The organism is Sphingomonas sp. IC-11 (genome assembly GCF_021043365.1).
Taxonomy (GTDB): domain Bacteria; phylum Pseudomonadota; class Alphaproteobacteria; order Sphingomonadales; family Sphingomonadaceae; genus Sphingomonas.
In genome coordinates this window covers 33,366-51,663 of sequence record NZ_JAJNDU010000006.1, presented here as the reverse complement: position 1 = coordinate 51,663, position 18,298 = coordinate 33,366, and the positions used below count along the sequence as shown (strand labels likewise).

General features: G+C 65.8%; 16 protein-coding genes, 1 pseudogene and 1 riboswitch. Of the genes and pseudogenes, 11 read left to right on the top strand and 6 right to left on the bottom strand.

Annotated features, from left to right (window positions below):
• The first annotated feature begins 29 nt into the window (after positions 1 to 29).
• The 6 genes and pseudogenes from LQ954_RS15020 to dapF all read left to right on the top strand — a co-directional run bounded on the left by LQ954_RS15020 (position 30) and on the right by dapF (position 5,854).
• Positions 30 to 992 (top strand): ferritin-like domain-containing protein, encoded by a 963-nt coding sequence (locus LQ954_RS15020; RefSeq protein WP_231023863.1) that lies wholly within the window; start codon positions 30 to 32, stop codon positions 990 to 992.
• 66 nt (positions 993 to 1,058) lie between these two features.
• Positions 1,059 to 1,167: riboswitch (TPP riboswitch) on the top strand.
• Between the two features lie 44 nt (positions 1,168 to 1,211).
• A complete protein-coding gene (gene thiC, locus LQ954_RS15015) occupies positions 1,212 to 3,086 on the top strand; it encodes a phosphomethylpyrimidine synthase ThiC (protein ID WP_231023862.1) in 1,875 nt (624 codons plus the stop codon).
• Positions 3,087 to 3,262: 176 nt separating this feature from the next.
• Positions 3,263 to 3,411, top strand: a pseudogene (locus tag LQ954_RS16350) (LuxR family transcriptional regulator); the annotation flags it as partial.
• Between the two features lie 163 nt (positions 3,412 to 3,574).
• On the top strand, positions 3,575 to 4,312 hold the full coding sequence (locus LQ954_RS15010; RefSeq protein ID WP_227772826.1) for a phosphatase PAP2 family protein: 738 nt from the start codon (positions 3,575 to 3,577) through the stop codon (positions 4,310 to 4,312).
• Between the two features lie 63 nt (positions 4,313 to 4,375).
• Entirely contained in the window at positions 4,376 to 4,843 is a 468-nt protein-coding gene (locus LQ954_RS15005) for a DUF6456 domain-containing protein (protein WP_231023861.1), read from the top strand.
• A gap of 81 nt (positions 4,844 to 4,924) precedes the next feature.
• Positions 4,925 to 5,854: a diaminopimelate epimerase gene (gene dapF / locus LQ954_RS15000; RefSeq protein WP_231023860.1), complete on the top strand. Its 930-nt coding sequence runs from the start codon at positions 4,925 to 4,927 to the stop codon at positions 5,852 to 5,854.
• A 155-nt stretch (positions 5,855 to 6,009) separates the two neighbouring features.
• Here the strand turns inward: dapF and LQ954_RS14995 are convergent, their stop codons facing one another.
• Genes LQ954_RS14995 through LQ954_RS14985 form a run of 3 tightly spaced genes read right to left on the bottom strand, consistent with a single transcriptional unit; the run spans position 6,010 to position 7,970 of the window.
• Positions 6,010 to 6,753 carry a thioredoxin domain-containing protein gene (locus tag LQ954_RS14995; protein WP_227772829.1) on the bottom strand — a complete coding sequence of 248 codons (744 nt, stop codon included), beginning with the start codon at positions 6,751 to 6,753 and terminating at the stop codon, positions 6,010 to 6,012.
• Positions 6,754 to 6,771: 18 nt separating this feature from the next.
• A complete protein-coding gene (locus tag LQ954_RS14990; protein ID WP_227772830.1) occupies positions 6,772 to 7,443 on the bottom strand; it encodes a thioredoxin domain-containing protein in 672 nt (223 codons plus the stop codon).
• Positions 7,440 to 7,970 (bottom strand): DUF721 domain-containing protein, encoded by a 531-nt coding sequence (locus tag LQ954_RS14985; RefSeq protein ID WP_231023859.1) that lies wholly within the window; start codon positions 7,968 to 7,970, stop codon positions 7,440 to 7,442. The genes LQ954_RS14990 and LQ954_RS14985 overlap by 4 nt, the downstream gene beginning before the upstream one ends.
• A gap of 14 nt (positions 7,971 to 7,984) precedes the next feature.
• Between LQ954_RS14985 and LQ954_RS14980 the strand changes: the two genes are divergently transcribed.
• Genes LQ954_RS14980 through nudC form a run of 3 tightly spaced genes read left to right on the top strand, consistent with a single transcriptional unit; the run spans position 7,985 to position 11,246 of the window.
• Positions 7,985 to 9,037, top strand: a complete 1,053-nt coding sequence (locus LQ954_RS14980) for an A/G-specific adenine glycosylase (protein ID WP_443026640.1) — start codon at positions 7,985 to 7,987, stop codon at positions 9,035 to 9,037.
• Positions 9,034 to 10,383 carry a serine hydrolase domain-containing protein gene (locus LQ954_RS14975; protein ID WP_231023858.1) on the top strand — a complete coding sequence of 450 codons (1,350 nt, stop codon included), beginning with the start codon at positions 9,034 to 9,036 and terminating at the stop codon, positions 10,381 to 10,383. Before LQ954_RS14980 ends, LQ954_RS14975 begins: the two co-directional genes overlap by 4 nt.
• Positions 10,380 to 11,246, top strand: a complete 867-nt coding sequence (nudC, locus tag LQ954_RS14970; RefSeq protein WP_231023857.1) for an NAD(+) diphosphatase — start codon at positions 10,380 to 10,382, stop codon at positions 11,244 to 11,246. Before LQ954_RS14975 ends, nudC begins: the two co-directional genes overlap by 4 nt.
• 48 nt (positions 11,247 to 11,294) lie before the next feature.
• Here nudC and LQ954_RS14965 read toward each other — a convergent pair whose 3' ends face one another.
• Together LQ954_RS14965 and LQ954_RS14960 are read right to left on the bottom strand one after the other, a co-directional pair.
• Positions 11,295 to 13,412, bottom strand: a complete 2,118-nt coding sequence (locus LQ954_RS14965; protein WP_231023855.1) for a S9 family peptidase — start codon at positions 13,410 to 13,412, stop codon at positions 11,295 to 11,297.
• Positions 13,413 to 13,504: 92 nt separating this feature from the next.
• Positions 13,505 to 14,395 carry a prephenate dehydratase gene (locus LQ954_RS14960; RefSeq protein ID WP_227772835.1) on the bottom strand — a complete coding sequence of 297 codons (891 nt, stop codon included), beginning with the start codon at positions 14,393 to 14,395 and terminating at the stop codon, positions 13,505 to 13,507.
• A 100-nt stretch (positions 14,396 to 14,495) separates the two neighbouring features.
• On the opposite strand from LQ954_RS14960, the gene LQ954_RS14955 reads away from it, so the two are divergent.
• Together LQ954_RS14955 and LQ954_RS14950 are read left to right on the top strand one after the other, a co-directional pair.
• A complete protein-coding gene (locus LQ954_RS14955; RefSeq protein ID WP_231023854.1) occupies positions 14,496 to 15,218 on the top strand; it encodes a c-type cytochrome in 723 nt (240 codons plus the stop codon).
• 223 nt (positions 15,219 to 15,441) lie between these two features.
• Entirely contained in the window at positions 15,442 to 16,737 is a 1,296-nt protein-coding gene (locus LQ954_RS14950) for an Hsp70 family protein (RefSeq protein WP_231023853.1), read from the top strand.
• Positions 16,738 to 16,777: 40 nt separating this feature from the next.
• On the opposite strand, the gene LQ954_RS14945 is transcribed toward LQ954_RS14950, so the two are convergent.
• Complete coding sequence (locus LQ954_RS14945; protein WP_231023852.1) at positions 16,778 to 18,244, bottom strand: CYTH and CHAD domain-containing protein; 1,467 nt, start codon at positions 18,242 to 18,244, stop codon at positions 16,778 to 16,780.
• Positions 18,245 to 18,298 lie beyond the last annotated feature (54 nt).

Here is an 18,298-nt window from a genome sequence, read left to right as displayed (position 1 = left end):
CCGCTTCTTAGTTTCCAGGACCATTCGCCATGACCGATCACGACAACCTGCCCCAGCCGCTCGAAGCCACCAGCCGGCACGCCGAGCGTCGCCGCTTTCTTCAGCTCGCCGGTGGCGCCTCGATCGCCGCTGGAGGGCTCGCACTGCTCTCCGCCTGCGGAGGCGATGACGACGACGATTCCGGGCCGTCCCCAACACCGTCCCCCACTCCGACGCCTACGCCCACCTCGACGACGAATGCCGACCGCGCGGCTGTGAACTTCGCGCTGCAGCTGGAATATCTCCAGGCACAATATTTCGCCTACGCAACGACGGGCGCGGGCGTGTCGGCCGACCTGCTGACCGGTACCGGCACCCCCGGTGGTGTGACCGGCGGCGCGCCCGTAACCTTCAGCGACCCGTTCGTTGCCGCCTGCGCGCGTGAGATCGCTGCTGAGTCACAGCGGCGCATCGCTTATCTGCGCGGTATCATCACTGCCGAAGCAGTGGCGCAGCCGGCGATCAACATCTCGGGCGCCGCGGACGGCCCGTTCTCCGCGGCGCTGAAGGAGACGTTCAATCCCTACTCGGGCGACGGCAACTTCCTGCTGGGTGCGTTCTTCCTGCAGGACGTGATCGTCACCGCGTACAAGGGGCTGCAGCCGCTGATCAATATCGGCAATACCCGCACCGGCTTCTTTGGTCTCCTTGGCGCGCAAAGCTATCATGCGGGGCTGATCCGCACTGCGCTCTACAGCGACCCCGCGCTTCGCACGCTGGCCGGTCGGTTCAGCGATGCTCGGGACTCGCTGGATGGCAGCAGCGATCTGGATCAGGGCGTTTCCATTGATGGCGCTGCGAACATCACCCCCGCCGATGGGAACGGCATCGCCTTCAGCCGCACCAATCCCGCCGTGCTGAACGTGTTGTACGTGAACAAGGCGTCCGTCTCGTCGGGAGGGTTCTTCCCGGCGGGCCTCAACGGCGACCTCAAGACCAGCGCGGCCAATTGATCCGCTTTCCCGGGCGCGGCGTCGGTCGCGCCCGGCTTTACCACGTCCGTGAAGGCGCGTAGAACGGCCATATCCCCGGGGGACCGCTGACGGCGGTTGAGAGGGGGGCACGAGCCCCCGACCCGCTGAACCTGATCCGGTTGACACCGGCGGAGGGAGGGAGCGGCGCGCCACCACCGGCAATCCGTCTTTCGCTCTTCGGCTATTGGAGAGTGAGACATGGCCGACGTAGATTCCCCCATCGAAGCAGCGCGCGGCGCCATCGGCGTCACCACCGGCCCGATCCGCGGCTCGCGCAAGATCCACGTCGGTCCGCTTAAGGTCGCGATGCGCGCGATCGATCTGGAGGCGGGCTGCGGCGAGCCCCCGCTCAATGTCTACGACACGTCGGGGCCGTACAGCGACCCGAACGTCCGCATCGACATCAACGCCGGCCTTGCGCCGCTGCGCCGCGACTGGATCATGGGTCGCGGCGATGTCGAGGCGTACGACGCGCGCGAGATCCGCCCGGAGGACAACGGCCAGCTCGGCCCCGACCGCTCCGGCGGCGTCCAGCCCTTCCCCAACGTCGTGAAGCGCCCGCTGCGCGCGAAGCCCGGCGCCAACGTCAGCCAGATGCACTACGCCCGCCGCGGCATCATCACGCCCGAGATGGAATATGTCGCCACGCGCGAGAACCTCGGCCGCGAGATGCTGCGCGAATACGTTCGCGACGGCGAGAGCTTCGGCGCGGCGATCCCCGATTACGTGACGCCCGAGTTCGTCCGCGACGAGGTGGCGCGCGGCCGGGCGATCATCCCCAACAATATCAACCATCCTGAATCCGAGCCGATGGCGATCGGCCGCAACTTCCTGGTCAAGATCAACGCCAACATCGGCAACAGCGCCGTCGCGTCGAACGTCGCCACCGAGGTCGACAAGCTCGTCTGGGCGATCCGCTGGGGCGCGGACACGGTGATGGACCTCAGCACCGGGCGCAACATCCACGACACGCGCGAGTGGATCATCCGCAACTCGCCCGTGCCGATCGGCACCGTGCCGATCTACCAGGCGCTGGAGAAGGTAGGTGGCATCGCCGAGGACCTGACGTGGGAGATCTTCCGCGACACGCTGATCGAACAGGCCGAACAGGGCGTCGACTATTTCACCATCCACGCCGGCGTTCGCCTGCCGTACGTGCCGCTGACCGCCAAGCGCGTCACTGGCATCGTCAGCCGCGGCGGCTCGATCATGGCGAAATGGTGCCTCGCGCACCACAAGGAGAGCTTCCTCTACGAGCGGTTCGACGAGATCACCGAGATCATGAAGGCCTATGACATCGCCTATTCGCTCGGCGATGGCCTGCGCCCCGGAAGCATCGCCGACGCCAATGACGAGGCGCAGTTCGCCGAGCTCTATACGCTCGGCGAGCTCACCCACCGCGCCTGGGCGCAGGACGTGCAGGTGATGATCGAGGGCCCCGGCCACGTGCCGATGCACAAGATCAAGGAGAATATGGACAAGCAGCTTGAGGCGTGCGGCGAGGCACCCTTCTACACGCTCGGGCCGCTGACCACCGACATCGCGCCCGGCTATGACCATATCACCAGCGGCATCGGCGCGGCGATGATCGGTTGGTATGGCACGGCAATGCTCTGCTACGTGACGCCGAAGGAGCATCTCGGCCTGCCGGACCGCGACGACGTGAAGGTCGGCGTCGTCACCTACAAGCTCGCCGCCCATGCCGCCGATCTCGCCAAGGGGCACCCGGCCGCCAAGATGCGCGACGACGCCCTGTCGCGCGCCCGCTTCGAATTCCGCTGGCGCGATCAGTTCAACCTCAGCCTCGATCCCGACACCGCGGAAAAGTACCACGATCAGACACTGCCGGCGGAAGGCGCCAAGACCGCGCATTTCTGCTCGATGTGCGGCCCCAAGTTCTGCTCGATGAAGATCACGCAGGAAGTGCGCGACTTCGCTCGGCTGCAGAACCAGGGCAGCGAAGGCTTCCTCGCCACCGAAGAGGCGGAGGCCGGCATGGCCAAGATGAGCAACGTCTATGAGGAAACCGGCCGCGAACTCTACATGGGCGCCGGCGACCGCGAGCATGACTAGGCCGGCCGCACACCGCTGAAACCTCACGTACCCGCGGCCCACCAGCCGCGGGTACAATCGTTTTGGGGTCACGCCCGGCGGATGCCCCGCTAGCCTTGGCGGCAAGATCAGGTTGGATGGCGTTAGGTTTGATGGCCCCGGAGTTGAGGCGCTGACGGAAAAAGGAGAGGCTTCGCCTGCTCCTCGTCTGGCACGACGCCAAATCCATGGCGCGGCATTTCGACCTGTCGGTGCATACGATCAACGAACGGCTGCGCGACGCCCGCCGCAAGCTCGCCGGCTCAAGCAGCAAGAAACAGCGCGGCTGCTGCACGAAGCGAAGGGCGACACGTCGCGCCAGTGCGCAAGCCCCGCCGGATCCACCTCTCGCACCGGGCCTGCCGCAATCTGCCGTGCTGTGCAAAGGTCCCGGCGATGCCATCCTGCCGGCCATCATACCATTACGCGATCAGTGCAGCCTTTCCGCATATCCCTGCTACATCCGCCACATGCCTCCCGAATCCACGCTCGAGCATCTCGCTGACACGCCCGCCACGCCGGACCAGACCGCGCCCGAGGGCATCTCACACCCACCCTATGCCTTCATCGCGCTGGCCGCCCTCGCGGGAGCGGTGCTGATCGTCACGCTGCTCGGCGGGACGATCGCGCGCGGCACGCAATTCGATTTCGACCATGCGATCATGCTCGCGCTGCGTACGTCCGGCGACGCCGCGACGCCGATTGGGCCGTCATGGCTGCAAGGGGCCATGATTGACATCACTGCGCTGGGCGGCGGCACGGTGCTGACGCTGATCGTCGCGCTCACCGTCGGCTTCCTCGTCGCCTGCCGCCATTTCCTTACCGCCGCGCTCGTTTTGGGCGGCACGGTGTCGGGCTCACTCGCGATCTCGTTGGGCAAGGAACTGGTCGGGCGGGATCGGCCAGCGCTGGTCGATCACCTGGTAGAGGTCGCCTCCGCCAGCTTCCCAAGCGGCCATGCCGGTAACAGTGCGATCGTCTATTTCACCATCGCGCTGATGGTGATGCAGATCGTGCCGCGCGCCGCCGCTCGCTGGTTCATCTTTGCTGCAGCGATCGCGCTGGTCGGGTCGGTCGGGTTCAGCCGCGTCTATCTGGGCGTGCACTGGCCAAGCGACGTGCTGGCCGGGTGGAGCGCGGGCGCGCTTTGGGCGCTCGCCTGGTGGGCGCTCGGCTCCTGGCTGCGGCTGCGGAAGGTTCACCGCTAAGAGCCTGTCCTACAAGCATGGCTTCATGTCATGGCACCTGCATCGAACATAAGGAGAACAAAGATGCAGATGCTGGTGGAGCGTGGGATCGACGGTGCGGGCCGTATTCTGCCGCGAGGCGCCCGCAAGCAGGGGCGCAGTGTCACGGTGAACATTGCGGAATCGCCGCTGTCATGGCTTGGCGCTCGCGGACTGCTCGACGCTCGGCAGATTGCCGCCGGTGAGCGACTGCGTGCCGATTATGAACGGGCGGCAATGGCACCCGCGGTGACGATGCGATGGTCCGTTCGGGTTGATGGCGGCGCGGGGCAGGGACTGGATCCGACGAGTGCTCACCTGGCCGCGAAGCGTCGCTTCGATGCCGCCGTGGCGGCGGTCGGACGCGGCCTCAGCGACGTGCTGTGGCGGGTGGTATGCGCGGGCGAAGGGCTCCCGGTCGCGGAAAAGTCGCTGGGCTGGCCCGCGCGGTCCGGCCGACTGGTGTTGACCATGGCGCTCGACCGATTGGCGGATCATTACCGGCTCGATTGATCCGCGCGTTCCGAGGCGGCTAGGGCGGTGACTTGGGACAAGGCTTGCGGCATCGGTACGGGGCGCAGATAAGCCGCAGCCATGCGCTTCGACATCACCAAATGCCATGGCTCCGGCAATGATTTCGCTCTGATCGACGCCCGCGACATCGGGTTGTCGGACGGTGAGTGGGCGCAGGTCGCGCGCGCCCTTGCGGATCGTGCCGGGCCGGTCGGGGGCGACGGCATCCTTCTGCTGACGCAAGGGGATGATCGTGCAGCCTTTGGCATGCGGATTTTCAATGCGGATGGATCGGAGCCGGAAACGTGCCTCAACGGCTTGCGCTGCGTGGCGCGGGCGGGGCTGGAGGCGACTGGCCGGCGTGAGGCATTCGTGCGGCTGAAGACGAGCGAGGCCGAGGTTGCGCGTGACGATGATCTGGCCCCGGGCGTCTACACGGTTCGTGAAACGGCAGGGCCAGCGACGCTGGGCGTGCGCGATTGGCCACTCGAGGGTGAGGGCGACCAGATCCGCGAAGCAGTGATCGAGCGGCTCTCGCCAAGCCTGCGCTTTACCGCGGTCGCCTTGCCCAATCCTCATCTGATCGCCTTTGTCGATCGCGTTGACGAGGCCGAGCTGGTCCGCATCGGGGAGATCTGCGAAGCCGCGCCCACCTGGCTGCCAAATCGTGCCAATGTGTCGTTCGTTGAGGTTCGCGATGGCGCAGAGCTTTACGTTCGTACCTTCGAGCGCGGGGTCGGCCTGACTAATGCCTGCGGCAGCGCGATGGGGGCAGCCACCTTTGTGGCGGGGCTGACGGGGCGCTTGCCGTTCAATCAGATCGTAACGGTGCGCAATCGCGGCGGCCTGGTGCGCGCCGCCGCCAGCGAAGCGGGCATGGTGACGCTAAGCGGCAATGCGACGGTTGAGTGGACCGGCGAAATCTCGGTCGATCTGGCCGAGGGGAAGGCAAGCGGTCTGCTGATAACGCGCCGGCATGAGGACGAAATCGCCGCCTGGGCGACAATCTAGCTAGTCGCTACACCCGAGCGCCGCTTCGTGCCCCGCCGGCGCCTAGCGCCCGGCGCCCGGCGCCCAGCGCGCGGGCCAAGCGCCCAGCGCCCGGTCGCGCTCCGCATGTTCCGCGGAGCGCGACAAGGCTCAAGCGGCGCTATGCACCGTCAGGTTCAAGCGCCGGCTGCCTTCAGCGCCTGCTCCACCTGCGGCCAGCTTGCCGCATCGAGCTTCTCGCCGTTCAGGATGAAGGTCGGCGTGCCCGTCACTTCCTTGTCGCGCATGGCGACTTCGGAAACCTTGGCGAGGTCCTCGATGCGCTTGCTGTCAGACAGGCACTGACGCGCCTGCGTCTCGGTCAAGCCGCGCTGCTTCACCCAATCGACATAGCCGAGATGCTCCACCCACGCGGTTGCCTGCTGGGCGGGGCTCATGCCTTGCAGCCGCTGCTGGAAGTCGGCCGGCACGCTTTCGAGCTTTTGGAGAAACTGGTCCTGCTCGACGAACATCTGCTCCAGGATCTGGAAGAACGGCGTCTCGCCAGCGCACTGGCCGAGGATGGCAACGCCAAGGTCGGGCGCGTGAACCAGGAAGTCGCGGAATTCGTAACTGACCTTGCCGGTCTTGATGTAATTGTCCTCGAGGGGGCGCGTACCGGTGCGGCCGAAGTTGCCGCAGGTCGGGCAGGTGCGCGAACCATATTCGACCAGCTTCAGCGGCGCGTTGGGATTGCCCATCACGAAGCCGCCGTCTGCCGTCTTGGAAACGACCTGCGTCCAATCCTGGCCCGCGGGTGCCGGTGCTGCCGCAATGGAGTTCGGCGCAGCGGCATTGGTGTTGCCGCTCTCTCCGCACGCGGCCAGCATCGCGAGCGCGCAAGCCAGGAGAGGGGTGGACGCGGCAAAACGCAGTTTCATGCTATCACTCCGTATCAATCACTTGGCGCCGGCGGCGCGCAGCATCGGTTCAAGCTCCGCCCAACCGGTGTTCTGGATCAGCTTGCCGTTCAGTTCAAAGGCGGGCGTGCCGCTGATCTTGCCCTGAATCGACTGTGCCACCTGCAGTGTTTTCGCGACATTCGACTCGTTGGCGAAACAGGCGGCGATCGCGCCGTCAGTCATGCCCGCCGCCTTCGCGATGGCAGTCAGCCCTGCACCGTCGGCCAGCGCGCGCATGATCTGGGTCTGCGACTTGCCGGCATTGGCTTGCCCCGATGCCTGATCATAAGTCGCGGCCTGCTTCAGCCACGCCTCCTGCCGGGTGAACAGCAGGTCATGGATCTTGGGAAACAGCGCAGGGCCGGAGCAGCGCGCCAGCGTAGCCGCCACCAGATCGTAGCGATCGTGGATCGAGCTGCGCACCTCGAGGCTGGTGGAGCCCGACGCGATCATCTTGCCCTTCAGGACAGCGGCGGAATCGCGGGAAAAGTGGCCGCAATGAGGGCAGGTATAGCTGACATATTCGATCAACTTCACCTTCGCCTTGGGATTGCCGATGACATAGCTGCCGGAGGGCGCGACAGCCGCAGTCGCCGTCCACGGCTTCTGGGTCGCGGCGGTCAGCGGCGCGGCAAGGGCGATAGCGGCGAACGCGAATAGCTTTTTCATTTGACGATGGGCAGTCCGCTGGAGGCGCCAACGCTGGCGGCGAGCGCCTCCAGCACGGCCTTGAGTTCGGGATCTTCGATGGTCTTGAGGCTGTGCCCCAGTTCGACCGGCACCGGGCGAGGCTCCGGTACCGGGCGCGGCTTGGGCCGGGGCGCCAGATCGCCCTGGCGAATGGCCACCTTGGCGACAGCGGGATAGCCGAAGAACAGGTTCACCCGCTCGATGATTTCCGGCACGACATGCTGGATCATCACCGCATGGGCACTTCGCACCATCAGGGTCAGTGTGCCGTCCTGCTTCTTGCCGATCGGAAACTTGATCGATTCGGGTGCGCTGGCGGCGGCCAGCTTTTCGCCGACGATCTCGGGCCAGCGGGTCACGATGGACGATTGCACGAAGCCGAATCGACGGAATGCCGCGCCGCCCACAGAGGGCAACAGTTCGGACACCGGGCGCGAACGGTTCGACCGCGCGGGTTCCGGTTGTGATTGGGACGCTCGCACCCGCTTGCTCATCTGGCGCCCCATGCCATAGCCGGGCCGTGGACGCCAAGCGCTCGATCGCCGACAAGCTGCTCGATTGGTATGATCGGCATGCCCGAACCCTGCCGTGGCGCGCGCCGCCTGGTGTGCGCGCGGATCCCTATCGCGTCTGGTTGTCGGAAGTGATGCTTCAGCAGACGACGGTCGCAACGGTGCGCCCGCGCTTCGAGGCATGGGTCGCGCGCTGGCCGGACATTGCCAGCCTGGCGGCGGCGGACGAGGCGGAGGTGATGGCCGCTTGGGCAGGCCTTGGCTATTATGCGCGTGCCCGCAATCTCGTGCGGGCGGCAAAGGTGATCGCTGCCGATCATGGTGGGCGCTTGCCGGCGACGGAAGCCGCGCTGCGCGCCTTGCCGGGGCTGGGTGACTATACCGCGGCGGCAGTGGCGGCTATCGCTTTCGGTCAGCGCGCCGTTGTGATCGATGCCAATGTCGAACGGGTGGTGTCGCGCCTGTTCTGCGCTGCCGGGAAGCCGGCGGTACGCGCCGCGGCGGAGCAGGTGACGCCCGATCAGCGCGCCGGTGATTTTGCGCAGGCGATGATGGACCTGGGATCGGCCATTTGTTCGCCGAGAAGGCCCAAGTGCCTGCTGTGCCCGCTCGCTGATGATTGCGCCGCCCATCGCGCTGGCATGGAAGAAGCGTTCCCGGTCAAACCGGCGAAGAAAGCGCGGCCAGCGCGTTTCGGCACGATCTTCTGGCTGGAGCGCGAGATGGGCGCGGCTGACAGCGCAAACCGACGCGAGCTTCTGCTGGTCCGTCGCCCGTCCAAGGGGTTGTTGGGCGGGATGCGGGCATTGCCGACCGGGCCGTGGGAGCTCTCGGCGCCCGGTCTCGCCGAAGCGCCAGCGCCTGCCGACTGGGTGATGTTGAACCGTGCCGTCAGCCATGGTTTCACGCACTTCACCCTCGAACTCGCGCTTGCCGTGGGGCGCTGGGACGCGCATTCCACGCATGCCGAGGGCGAATGGTGGCCGGTCGATGATCTTGCGTCAGCGGGGTTGCCGACCGTCTTTGCAAAGGCCGCAGAGGCGATAGGGAGGACGCGATGAGGGCGCATTGGCTTGGCGGCACGGCCGCGTTCCTGGCATTCGCTGCCACGGTCGGCGACGCGCGGCAGGCCCGCCCGGCGGTGCAGCCCGCGCCGGCCGCGGCCAGCGCGACGCCTGCCCGCAATGCGCTGCTGCCTGCAACTCAGGCGCTCTTCGACGGCTATGTCGCCAGTGGAAAGATGCCGGGCATCGTTGCTGCCTTTGGACTGGGGGATTCCCCGCCGCAGTTCGTTGCCGCCGGCCGTATCGCCGATGATGCCGGCGCGCCGATCGCCGGCCCGGACAGCTTGTGGCGGATCTATTCCATGACGAAGCCGGTCACTGGCATCGCCGCCATGCTCCTCGTTGAGGACGGACGAATCAGTCTTGATGATCCGGTCAGCAAATATTTCCCGGCCTTTGCCAACATGCGGGTGCTGACCAGTCCGGATACGTCGCTCGACAGTGTTCCGGCGAAGAACCCAATCCTGATCCGTCATTTGCTCACCCACACGGCAGGCCTGGGTTACAGCATCAGCGCCAAGGGGCCGCTGCTGCAGGATTATGAGCGGCGCGGCATCGTGCCGGCACAGGTGAATGCGCAAGTGGAGGTAAAGGCGCGCCTTACGCGCCCCACGAGCCTTGCCGAATTCGCCAACCGGGTGGCCGCCGTGCCGCTGATCGCCGAGCCGGGCACCAAATGGCACTATTCCATCGGACTCGACGTGATGGGGGCGGTTATAGAAAAGGCGAGCGGGATGCCGTTCGACCGTTTCGTGCAGGCGCGCTTGCTGGATCCGTTGGGCATGCGCTCTACCTATTGGAGCGTGCCGGCAAGTGAGGCTCGGCGCCTGTCCACCAACTATGTCTTCGTCGGGGACAATCGGGCGCCGATCGATGCGGGTGCGACCTCGGTGTACCTGAAGCCGCCCAGTTTCCCCTATGGCGGCGCAGGCCTCGTCTCCAGCGCGCGCGATTACGACCGCTTTCTTCACATGCTGGCCAATGGCGGCACGCTGGACGGACGCCGCGTGATGAGGGCGGAAACGGCGGCGCTTGCCATGTCGAACCTCTTGCCCGCTGGCGTTTCGTTCGCCGGATTGGGTGATGGAACAGGCGGCGCCATGTCGGCCCGCATGGGCTTTGGCGCCGGCGGGTCAGTCTATCTCGAGGATGCGCCCGGCGGCGTACCTTCCAAGGGAACATTCGGCTGGGGCGGTGCCGCTGGCACCATCGCCTGGGTCGATCCGGTCAAGAAGATGCGAGGAACGGTGATGGTGCAATATTTTCCGGCGGAGAAATGGGGTCTGCGGCAGAGCGTGCCCGCCGCTTTGGCGCGCGACATGCAGCGGCTTGCCGCACGATGAGCGTCCCTGGCTTCACCGGCGGCACCCTGACCCGCGTCGCCGATCACCGCAACGATGCCGAGGCATTTGCCGCCGCGCTGGGCGACTGGCGCGCACGGCTGCTCAAGCTCGACGGCTATGATCCCGAAATCACCGAGGACGGCCGCCTCGGCTGGACGATGGTGACCGAGGCCCCGGACGATGCCCATATCGTCCTGCTGGGTTTTGATGAGGGCCGCCCGCGCTTCGCTGCCGCGCCCGAGGGCGTGCCCGCACCCCCGCTGCGCTCGCCGGCGCTGTTCCGTGCGCTGGACCAGCTCGCGCCGGGGGAAGCGGCGACGTATGCCATGGCCCGTGCGGTGCTCGACTGGAATGCGCGGCATCGTTTCTGCGCAAACTGCGGCACCCAGACGGAGGCGTTCCGAGCCGGCTGGGGTCGCAAGTGCACTAACTGCTCCACCGAGCATTTTCCCCGCGTCGACCCGGTCGTCATCATGATCGCGGAGCATGAAGGGCGCGCGCTGCTCGGCCGGCAGCCAAGCTGGCCGGCCGGCCGCTATTCTGCGCTGGCAGGTTTCCTGGAGCCGGGCGAATCGATTGAGGAAGCGGTGGCGCGCGAGATCCAGGAAGAGGCCGGCGTGCGCGTCTCCGGCGTGCGCTACGTCGCCAGCCAGCCCTGGCCGTTTCCGTCACAGCTGATGATCGCCTGTGTCGGCGTGGCAGACGATGATGCAATCACGCTGGACGAGAACGAGCTGGAAAAGGCCGGCTGGTTCACCCGCGAGGAAGTCCGCGCGTCGCTGGCCGGCGACGGCCCGTTTGTGGCGCCGCCGACCTATGCCATCGCCCATACTTTGTTGACACTCTGGGCTAACGAAGGCTGATCGCGGGCCCGCCCTTCCCGGTGGTGACCGGGACGGGCGGGCAGCCGCTTATTTCACGACGTTCAGCTGCTGGAGCACGAAGGCGCCCCATTCGGCATTCTGGCGATATCGTTCGAAGCGGCCGGACTTGCCGCCATGGCCTGCTTCCATGTTCACCCGGAACAGCAGCGGATTGTTGTCCGTCTTCTTGTCACGCAGGCGCGCCACCCACTTTGCGGGCTCATAATATTGCACCTGGCTGTCCCACAGGCCGGTGCCGACATACATTGCCGGATAGGCCCTGGCCGCGACCTGGTCGTACGGTGAGTAGCTCAGCATATAGTCATAATATTGCTTCTGAGCCGGGTTGCCCCACTCGTCATATTCGAAGGTGGTGAGCGGGATGGAGGCGTCCAGCATCGTCGTTACCACGTCGACGAACGGCACCTGTGCCACGATCACCTTGTAATCCTCGGGTGCCATATTGGCGACGCCGCCCATCAGCAGCCCGCCCGCCGATCCGCCCATCGCGGCAACGCGGCCTTTGGCGGCATATTTCTGCGCGACGAGATAGCGGGTCACGTCGACGAAGTCGGTGAAGCTGTTCTTCTTGTTCAGCAGATGGCCGTCATCATACCATTGGCGGCCCATTTCCTGTCCACCCCGGATATGGGCGATGGCATAGACGACCCCGCGGTCGAGCAACCCGATCCGGCCCGGATCCACCGCCGGATCCGTTGAGATCCCGTAGCTGCCATAGGCGTATTGGAACAACGGCGCCGTGCCGTCGCGCTTCACGTCCTTGCGATGAACCAGGCTCACCGGGATCTTCGTGCCGTCGCGGGCAGTCGCCCACACGCGTTCGGTGATGTAATTCGCGGGATCGTAGCCGGGGACCGGCGCCACTTTCAGCACGCGCCGCTCGCCCGTCTTGGCGTTCACCTCATAGGTGGTCGTCGGGGTGACGAGCGAACCATAGGTATAGCGCACCCAAGCCGTGTCCGGCTCTTCGTTGACGTCCAGCGCCATGCGATAGGCGGGCTCGTCGGCCCTGACCGGCAGCGACTTGCCAGTGGCATCGAGTACCCGGATCATCCGGTTGCCACCTTCGCGCTGATCGATGGCGATGAAGCCGGTGAACGGCTTGAACCCTTCGATGAACACCGTGTCGCTGGCGGGGGTCAGATCCTTCCACGCGCCGGTGCCCCGGGCAGCATCGCCATCAGCGACCGTCATCAGCGTATAGTTTTTCGCCCGCAGATTCGTGCGGACGATCCAGCGACCGTCCATGTGATCCGCTTCGTAGCGCAGCTCACGCTTGCGGGGTGCCAGCGTCTGGAAGGCAGCGGGGCTCGTCGCGGGCGCGCAGCGCTGCTCATCGCTGACGGTGGACTGGACGATGATGCAGACAAAGCGATCATCGCTGGTGCGCGTGATGCCCATCTGGAAGGTATCGTCCTTCTCCTCGTAGAGCATCTTGTCCTGCGCGACAGGGGTGCCCAGGACATGCGCCATCACCTTGTAACCACGTAATGTGGTCGGATCCTTGGCGACGTACAGGATCGTGCGATTGTCGTCGGCCCAGACGATGTTGGGTTCGGCGTTGGTGATCGTGTCGGCCATCAGCTGACCGGTGGCGAGATCCTTGATCTTCAGCGTGTATTGCCGGCGTCCGACCACATCCTCGGCATAGGCCACCATGCGGTTGTTCGGGCTGACGGCCCAGGCCGACAGGGCGAAGAAATTATGCCCCTTGGCCATCGCCGGCTGATCGAACATCAATTCTGCCGGTGCGTTGCGATCGCCCTTGCGGCGCTCGATCACAGGATAGTCTGCGCCCGTCTCGAACCGAGTCTGATACCAATAGCCGTTCTTCAGATAGGGAACGGAACTGTCATCCTGTTTGATGTGGCTGACCGTCTCCTGGTACAATGTGTCCTGCAGAGGCTTCAGCGTCGCCAGTTGCGTGTCCGCATAGGCGTTCTCGGCCTGCAGGTAGGCGAGCATCTCCGGGTTCTTGCGGGTGTCGTCGCGCAGCCAGTAATATTCGTCGCTGCGGATGCCGTTGGGGGAGGAAACCTCATGCGGCTTCTTCGCGACGCGCGGCGCACTGGGCGCCCCTTGCGCAACCGCACTTGTAGATACGGCGAGGGCCACGCCCGCCAGCAACATCTTACGCATCGTCATCCGCTCGCCTTCTCCTTGTCGTATCGGGTGATACGACAGCGCGGGCGCGACGCAAGCTGCGGCGTGGCGGCGATGCGACCAGTTGCAGCGGCCTAGCCGCGCTTGCGCGCCTGCCGATAGGTGCCCAGCACGCGAACCCACTTCGTCTGGAAACCGAGTTCTTCCAGCGCGCGGTCCACATTCTCGTCGCCCGGCTTGCCTTCGATATCGCAGTAGAAGTCGGTCGCGGCAAAGGTGCCACCGCGCTGGTAGCTTTCCAGCTTGGTCATGTTCACGCCGTTCGTGGCGAAGCCGCCAAGCGCCTTGTAAAGCGCGGCGGGCACGTTCTTCACCTCGAAGATGAAGGTAGTCATCCACGGGCCGTCACCCACCGGCGGCTTGCTGCCGCGCGCCAGCACGACAAAGCGGGTCATGTTGTGATCGGCATCGGCGATATCGGTGGCGAGCAGGTTGAGGCCGTATATGTCCGCTGCTGCGGGCGGGGCGAGCGCGGCGATGGCGGGATTGGCCTGTTCCGCGACCATGGCCGCCGCACCCGCGGTATCCGGGTAGGAAATCGGTCGAATGTCATGCGCCTTCAGCCAGTGGCGGCATTGTCCCAGCGCCTGCGGATGGCTCATCGCCTCGCGGATGTCGTCCCGTTCGCCCACTCCCATCAGGGCGTGCCGGATCGGCAGGAAATGCTCGCCCGTGATCACCAGCCCCGATTCGGGCAGCAGGAAATGGATGTCGGCGACGCGGCCGTGCAGCGAATTTTCGATCGGGATCATCGCTCGGTCGGCCGTGCCGCCCTTCACCGCGTCGATCGCGTCCTCGAAGGAAAAGCAGGGCAGCGGCAGCGCGTCGGGGAACACTTCCGTCACCGCGACATGGCTGTTTGCCCCCGGCGCGCCCTGGAAGGCGACCGTGCGTTCGGGTGCTTCGGAAGCGGCGGCGATCATGTTGGCGACGATCGGGCGAGCAGGCGCTGCGAAATTTTCCATCGATCTGACCGCTAAGCGACGATCAACTTCCTCTCAAGCGCTTGCCGTCCGATGACGGCTTTTCTATGGACGCACGACTTTGGAGGGGTAACCGCACGACATGGATGATCGGACCAACACGATTGCAGGCTGGGTTCTTGCTGCCTGCGGCGCCGCGCTTGGGCTGTCGATCGTCGGCGGCATGGTCTTCCACTCGGGCGAGGCCGAAAAGTCGGGCTATCCCATTGAGGCCGCCGAGGAAGCCGGTGGTGGCGCCGCCGCCGAAGTGCCGATCGCGTCGCTGCTCGCCAGCGCGGACGCGGCCAAGGGCGCCGACGTGTTCAAGAAGTGCGCGGCCTGCCACACCATGACTCAGGGTGGCGCAAATGGCATCGGCCCGAATCTTTACGGCGTGATGGGCGAAGCGGTGGCGCATGGCCGCGGCGGTTTCGCTTTCTCCGACGCGCTGAAGAAGGTGGGTGGCAACTGGGACTTCGACAAGATGAACGCGTGGCTCACCAGCCCGCGTAAGTTCGCGCCGGGCACGAAGATGACCTTCGCCGGCCTGTCGAATCCGCAGGATCGCGCGAACCTGATCCTGTACATGAACCAGCAGGGCTCAAACCTGCCGCTCCCGGCCGCTCCGGCGCCCGGCGCTGCGGCGGAAACCGATGGCGGAAACGCGGTTGAGGGCGCCGGTGGTGCCGCGCCGGATGCCGTGAACGCGGTGGACGCCGTTGAGAAGGACGTGCGGGGCCAGACCGGCGATATCGCCAACACCGCCACACCGGCCAGCGGCGCGCCTTCGGTGGATCCGGCAGCGCAGAAGCAGACCGGTCGCTGATCAGAACTGCTTGGACCCGCCCGGTGCGTCAGCACGGGCGGGTTTCCAGGCTTTGGCCTGATGTAACAGGCCGCCGGGCGGCGCCCACTCCTCCACTCCGTTTCCTCGCCGTATTCGCTTATGCTCCTCAGGGCGGTGACACGGCTCGCTTGTCCACCGGATATCGCCGTGCCATAGGCCGCGCCCCGCACGGCGGCTCACCCCGGCGACAAAGGAGCAGGTCGTGGACAGCGGCGTCCCAGCGCTCGGCATTGATTTCGGCACCACCAACACGGTCGTGGCCCGCGGTGGCGGCAATGGCGAATCACGTCTGATTGACTTCGCCGGTGATGCCGCCAGTGGCCCGGTATTCCGCTCCGCGCTGTGCTTTTGGGAGGATGATTCCGCCTGGAACGGGGTCGCTCACGAAGCCGGGCCCTGGGCGATCGAGGAATATCTCGAGGCACCGCTCGACAGCAGGTTTGTGCAATCGTTCAAGACGGTCGCCGCCAGCACCACGTTCGAACGCGCGCTGATCTTCGGCAAGCCCTTCCGCTTCGAGGATCTGGGCCAGCGATTTCTCCAGAAGCTGATCGGTCACGCTGGCGGTCAGCTGGACGCGCGGCCGCAGCGGATCGTGATCGGCCGACCCGTGCAATATGCCGGCGCCCGGCCGGACGAGTCGCTCGCTCGCCAGCGATACGGGGCGATGTTCGAGTGCCTCGGCGCTGATCTCCACTATGTCTATGAACCGCTAGGTGCGGCCTACAGTTATGCGTCGCGGCTGACCGAGCCTGCGACGATCATGGTTGCGGATTTCGGTGGCGGCACCACTGACTTCTCGATCGTACGCGTGGCAGAACCGGGCGCCATGCGTCGCTGCGTGCCGCTATCGTCGGCAGGAATCGGCATCGCGGGCGATCGCTTTGACCAGCGCATCGTCGACCAGCTGGTCCTGCCGCTGATCGGCAAGGGAACCACCTATCGCTCGTTCGGCAAGCTGCTCGACATCCCCGGCGGCTATTTCGCCGACTTCGCCGATTGGTCGCGCCTTGCCCTGATGCGAAACCGCCGAACGCTTGAGGAACTGCGCCGCCTGAAAAGGGACGCAACGGACCCTCAGGCAGTCGGGCGGATGATCGCGCTGATCGAGAACGAACAGGGCTTTCCGCTCTACGACTCGGTCGGCCGAGTGAAACGTGCCTTGTCGGGATCGGAGGAAGCGGAGTTTCGCTTTGAGGGCGGCGGCGTATCCATCGCCGCAACGGTCCAGCGTGCCGAGTTCGAGCAATGGATTGCCGGCGATCTTCTTCGCATCGAAGGCGCGATGGAAACGGCGCTTACCCGTGCCCAGCTTGACGGGCGGGCGATCGACCGGGTGTTCCTGACCGGCGGCTCGTCACTCATTCCAGCGATCCGCGCGATTTTCGAGCGGCGCTTCGGTGGGGAGCGGATCGCGGCCGGTGATGAACTAACCTCGATTGCCCACGGACTCGCACTGATCGGCGAGCAGCCGGACGTCGCGGAATGGAGCGCGTGATCAAGGCGTAGGTGTCGGCCCTCGTCGCGCCACTGGCCGTTTACCAGAAGCGTTTTGCCTTGATCAGGGCCGCATGCGCCTTGGTGGCCTTTGCCAGCAACGCTTTGCGGCGATCGGGCGGGAGCGAACCGTGGTCCAGGCCAAGGTCCCTCATCAATGACGGCGCAGTCGCCAAGTCGTTCAGCTCGCCCAGATGCTCCTGAAGCCTGGCCAGCCTTTTTCGGAACTTGGTGTATCGCCGGCGGGCCCTCTTGCCCGTGAACAGACTTTCGAAGAACTCAGCGGCGTAACGCAGCTTCTTGGCCTGGATGCGGACGCGGTGGCGGTCTTCGTCTTCAAGCGTGCCAAGCTGGCGACCGCGCTTCTTGAGCCTGCCCCGCAACTTCTTGAGCGCCGCGGCCGCGAATTCGCGCGCCGGCTGGGTGATTGCGCCGGGATCCGCCGGGTGCGTGCGCCACGCGCCAAGCGAGATCCATTCGATGAGATCGATCATCAGATCGCGCGTTCGCTGCGAGTCCAATGTGGCGAGGGCCGCGGCATAGGCTTGGCCATGGGCAGCCTGGATGTTCACGTCGGCATTCGGGCCCAGTCTGCCGACGAGAACGTCGAGGTCGCGTGCCTTGCCGAGCGACCGGGCCAGCAAGCGCAGCTCATCGGCGAGATGGGCGAAGCGATCATCCGTGATGACCGTTCTGAAGATCGACAGCGCCGAGCGGAGCCGGCGCAACACAACCCGGGCCTGATGAAGCGCATCCGCCCCCGGATTGGTGCGCAGGGCCTCCTCGTTGAGGCGGAACTGGCGCAGGCATGCACCCACGATCGCGGCAAAGGCCTCCGCGACGTCCATGCCCGGATCAAGCAGCACGCGCTGCGCTTTTGCAGGCTCGTTCAACTGCCCGCCGGCCAGGCGAAAGCCACGCTCCGCCTTGGTCAGTACGCCGAGCCGTACGGGTATGTGCTGGCCAATCGCACGCGCAAGGGAGAACAGGGCGTCCGGCGAGCCGCATTTCAGCTCGGCTTCGATCTCCGCAACTGGAGCCTGGCGGCCGTTGGCGTTCGCCGTCCCTTCGTCCGCGACGAGCTCGATGGCGGCGCCTGCCCATTCGACCTGCCAACTTCGGCGCCGTACCGCGACTGAAAACGCGGGGCGGATTCGCGCAACCACGCTGTCATCCACCAGCGCGCGAAGCGGCGATGATTCACCCACATCGGGATCGGGCCCGGCGAGGTCCTGTTCCCACTCGGGCCGCGCAAACATTCCCGCGGTCGCCGCGCCGCCGGCCTTGATCGTCTGGACATGCCGTTCGCCGGTGCGGCGGACGCGAAGCGAAATGCCCGCGGCGCTTAGCGTTTGGTCGGGCGTGTCATAGTAAGTCGCCAGCTGCTCGCGGTCGTCAGCGGCAATCCCCGCCAGCACGGGTAGCCGGCAAAGCGCCGCGAACGCACCGTGACCGACCTCCAGCTTGAGCTCGATCTCCGCGGCCGGACTGCCTGACGTTGTGGTCATGGTCAGACAATCACTACTGACCGGCTTTGATCCCTTCTGCCCCGGCGGCGGGTC